Annotated in this window: 3 protein-coding genes; 1 reads left to right on the top strand and 2 read right to left on the bottom strand. The window is 73.5% G+C overall.

Translation table 11 applies throughout. The features are described 5' to 3' along the window. Both efeO and VR45_RS30775 read right to left on the bottom strand, forming a co-directional pair. The coding region (gene efeO, locus VR45_RS30780) for an iron uptake system protein EfeO (protein ID WP_045943155.1) at positions 1 to 1123 on the bottom strand (1123 nt) is incomplete at its 3' end. Between the two features lie 348 nt (positions 1124 to 1471). Continuing rightward, on the bottom strand, positions 1472 to 2350 hold the full coding sequence (locus VR45_RS30775; protein ID WP_045943154.1) for an ATP-binding cassette domain-containing protein: 879 nt from the start codon (positions 2348 to 2350) through the stop codon (positions 1472 to 1474). Between the two features lie 294 nt (positions 2351 to 2644). On the opposite strand from VR45_RS30775, the gene VR45_RS30770 reads away from it, so the two are divergent. Then, positions 2645 to 3742: AMP-binding protein (locus VR45_RS30770; protein ID WP_045943153.1), on the top strand; the 1098-nt coding region annotated here is incomplete at its 3' end.

Below are 3742 nucleotides of genomic sequence, written 5' to 3'. Positions count from 1 at the left end.
CGGCGGCGAGCTTGGAGAGGGGCTCGCCGAGGGAGTTGACGGCGTCGGAGAAGGTCTTGCGCTCGGTCTCGGTGACCTTGTCGTAGGAGGTGTAGCTGCCGTCGGCCTGCTTGTACTTGGCGAGCAGGGTCTGGATGGCGGCGAACTCGGAGTCCAGGGTCTTGGCGAGTTCGGCGTCCTTCTCGGCGGCGACGGGCTTGAGGAGCTGGTAGGCCTTCTCGGCGCCCTCGACGTTGGCGGCGAAGTCGGCGAGGTCGGTGTGGCTGTAGCGGTCCTCCTCGCCGGTGACCTTGCCGGTGGCGACCTCGTCGAGGAGTTCCTTGGCGCCGTTGGCCATGCTGGTGGCGGTGATCTCGGCCTCGGGGATCTTCTTCTGCCAGTCCTTGAGGTCGGCGACCAGCTGGTCGGCGAGCTTCTTCTCGGCGTCGCCGATGACGGCGTCCGCCCACAGGGACTTCTCCAGCTTGTGCCAGCCGGTCCATTCCTGGCCGGGCTCGAGGCCGTCCTCGCGGGTGTCGGTCCTGGGGTCGACGTCGCCGAAGCTCTCGGCGACGGGCTCGGTGCGCTCCCAGCCGGTGCGCGAGGGCGCGTAGAGGGACTTGGCCTTCTCGAGTTCGCCGGCCTTGATCGCGGCGGCGAAGGCCTCGACGGCGGGGATCGTGGCGTCGGCCTGTTCCTGGGCGTACGTGCGGTAGGAGTCGACGGCGGCGGTCAGGCGGGGGTCGGTGGGGGCGGCGGTGCCGTCGCCGGTGACGGTGATCCTCTGGCGGATGCCGTCGCCGACCATGCCGGGCTTGCAGGCGACCTCGTAGGAGCCGGCCTTGATCTCGGCGGTGATGGTGGCCCTGGTGCCGGGGCCGATGTTCTCGCGCTCGGTGACGATCTTGTCGCCGGCGGCGTAGACGTAGACCTCGGTGACCTTGGATCCCTTGTTGGCGATGTCGATGCTGACGTGGCCGGCCGGGAACGTCGTCCTCGACACCTCGCAGGCGGTGTCGGTGGCGTTGACCTTGACGGCGTCGGCCGCGGCCTTGTCGTCCTTCTTCTGCGAGCAGCCGGCCAGTGCGGCGGTCGCCACGGCGAGGGTGAGCAGCGTGGCGGCGGTGGAACGACGGGCGGACATGCGGGCTCCAGCGGTCAGGNCAGGACAGGGCGTTTCAGGGCAGGGCGTTTCAAGGCAAGGCGTTTCAAGGCAGGGCTGAGCGCAGGCGGGGAGCAACGACGCCGTCGATGCCCCCGCCCACTTAGCTAAGGCATACCTTAGGGATATCGGTTTTTGCCGTCCACACCGGGGTCGGTCACAAAACGGCCCAGGTGGGACAAGGGCTCCGGCGCCCCGATGGTCGGTCCACCGACGATTTCCGGCCACTCACGGCTCGACCGGAGGTGACACGGATGGCAAAGAAGTGGTAAAGGGGCACGCACCGGTGGGTGCGCGCCCCTGGGAAGGCGTCGTCCGGGACCGCCGCGCTCAGCCCGTCGGGGTGCGCCGGGCGGCGGCCCTGGCGGTCCAGCGGCCGTCCTGGCGGGTGATCCGGATCGGGTGGCCGAAGGTCGCGCTCACCAGCTCGGTGGTCATCACCTCGTCCACCGGACCGGCCGCGACCGTCTCCCCGGCCCGCAGCAGCAGCGCGTGCGTGGTGGACTCCGGCAGCTCCTCCAGGTGGTGGGTGACCAGGACGCTGGCCAGCTCCGGGTGCTGATGGCGGAGCAGGTCCAGGCTGTCCAGCAGCAGTTCCCTGGCGGTCAGGTCGAGCCCGGTGGCGGGCTCGTCGAGCAGCAGCAGCCGCGGACTGGGCATCAGGGCCCGGGCGATCAGCGCCCGGCCCCGCTCGCCCTGGGAGAGCGTGGTCCACGGCGACTCCGCGGCCGCCGTCATGCCCAGGGTCCCGATCAGCAACTCGGCCCGCTCCAGCTCCTCCGGGGCGGGCTTGCGGTTCAGGTCCGGCTCGATCGTGTTGGTGACGCCGGTGAGGACGACCTCGCGCACGGTCAGCGGCGAGCGCAGCGGGTGGCGCGGATTGACGTGGCCGAGGTGGGCGCGCAGCTCGCGGATGTCGACCCGGCCGAGCCGGCGGCCGAGCACGTCCACCTCGCCGCGGGTGGGATGCGAGACGGCACCGAGCAGGGCGAGCAGGGTCGACTTGCCGGCGCCGTTCGGGCCGAGCAGCGCCCAGTGCTCGCCGGGGTGAATGGCGAGGTCGATCCCGCGCAGCAGGTGGCGGCCGTCCCGGACGACGTCCACGGCCCGGGTACGCAGCAGCGGGGCCGGCGGCTCCGGCAGCTCGGGCGCCTCCGACGGTGCGGTGGACGAGCCGGTGCCGGGCGGGCGCGGGGCGGACGTGCTCATGCGGGCGGGCCTCCTGGGGTCCTCCGGTGCCGGGCGGGGTCACGGGCGCGGCGCCGCACCGGACGGGCCGCCGCCGACCGTCCGCGTGCAGAGTACAACCGTCGACCCGGGGGACGGGTCCGATGTCCGGGTCGTGGACGGCCGCCCCGCGCGGGCGCCGTGCGTATCCCCCTTTTCCCCGGCGGCAGTTGGCGTCAGGATCGGTGCGCGAACCGTGGAACCGGACCGGACCGACGGCTCGTGGAAGCGGTGCGGGGGCCACAGGCAGGTGAACGCGGGTGGAGGGGACGGGTCATGACAGGGACGGACACACCGCCGGAACTCGGTACCGGACGGGCCGGGACGCTGCCCGGACGGTTCGAGGAGCACGCCCGCACCGCGCCCGGGGCCGTCGCCCTGCGCTGGGCCGGAACGGAGCTCGACTACGGCGAACTCGACGCCAGGGCCGACCGCCTGGCCCACCACCTGGTCGAACGCGGGCTGCGGCCCGGCGACCTGGCCGCAGTGGCGCTCGGCCGGGGCGTCGAGGTGTACATCGCCCTGCTCGCCGTGCTCAAGACCGGCGCCGCCTACCTCCCGCTGGAGCCCGGCGCCCCTGACGGGCTGCTGCGGCACGTGCTCGCCGAGGCCGGGCCGGCCCTGGTCGTCACCGAGGAGGCGCACCGGATCCGGCTGACCGACGCCGGGGCCCGGGAACTCGTCTGCCTCGACTCGGCCCGGTCCGCCCTCTCGGCGGGGCCCGCCGGCCCGCCCCCGGTCGACCTCGACCCGGACGGCCCCGCGGTCGTCCTGACCACCTCCGGCACCACCCGGGCGCCGCGCTGCGCCGGGCTCTCGCACCGCAACCTGCTCGCCGTCCACCACGGCTGGCGCACGGTGTACGGCCTGACGCCCGCCGACCGGATCCTGAGCACGGCGAGCCTGGAGTTCGACGTGTTCACCGCCGACTGGGTGCGCGCGCTCTGCTCCGGCGCCACGCTGGTGGTCGCGCCGCGCAACCTGACCCTGGACCGCGCGGCCGACATCGCCGACCTCCCGCCGCTGATCGCCGCCGAGCGGATCACCGTGCTGGAGCTGAACACCCGCACCGCGCGCCGGCTGACCGCCCACCTGGCGCCGCGTCCGGGCGAGAGCCCGCTCGCCGGGGTGCGGGTGCTCACCGTCGGCGCCGAGAAGTGGTGGCTGGACGAGCACCTGGCGCTGCAACGGCTGCTCGGCCGGTCCACCCGGGTGATCAACGTCTACGGGCTGGCCGAAGCGGGCGTGGACAGCACCTGGTTCGAGGTCCGGGAGAGGAACCAGGTGCTGCGCGGCACGGCGCCGTCGCTGATCGGCGCGCCGTTCCCCGGCGCCCGGGTGCTGGTGCTCGCCCCGGACGGCACCCCGCTGCGG

Origin of the sequence: Streptomyces sp. NRRL S-495 (assembly GCF_000966955.1) — a bacterium.
GTDB lineage: Bacteria > Actinomycetota > Actinomycetes > Streptomycetales > Streptomycetaceae > Kitasatospora > Kitasatospora purpeofusca.
The sequence above is the reverse complement of the archived record's forward strand: the minus strand, read 5'-3'. Positions and strand labels throughout refer to the sequence as shown.

Excerpts from the sequence above, each read along its gene's own strand:
- VR45_RS30775 (WP_045943154.1), bottom strand. The coding sequence starts at position 2,350 with ATGAGCACGTCCGCCCCGCGCCCGCCCGGCACCGGCTCGTCCACCGCA.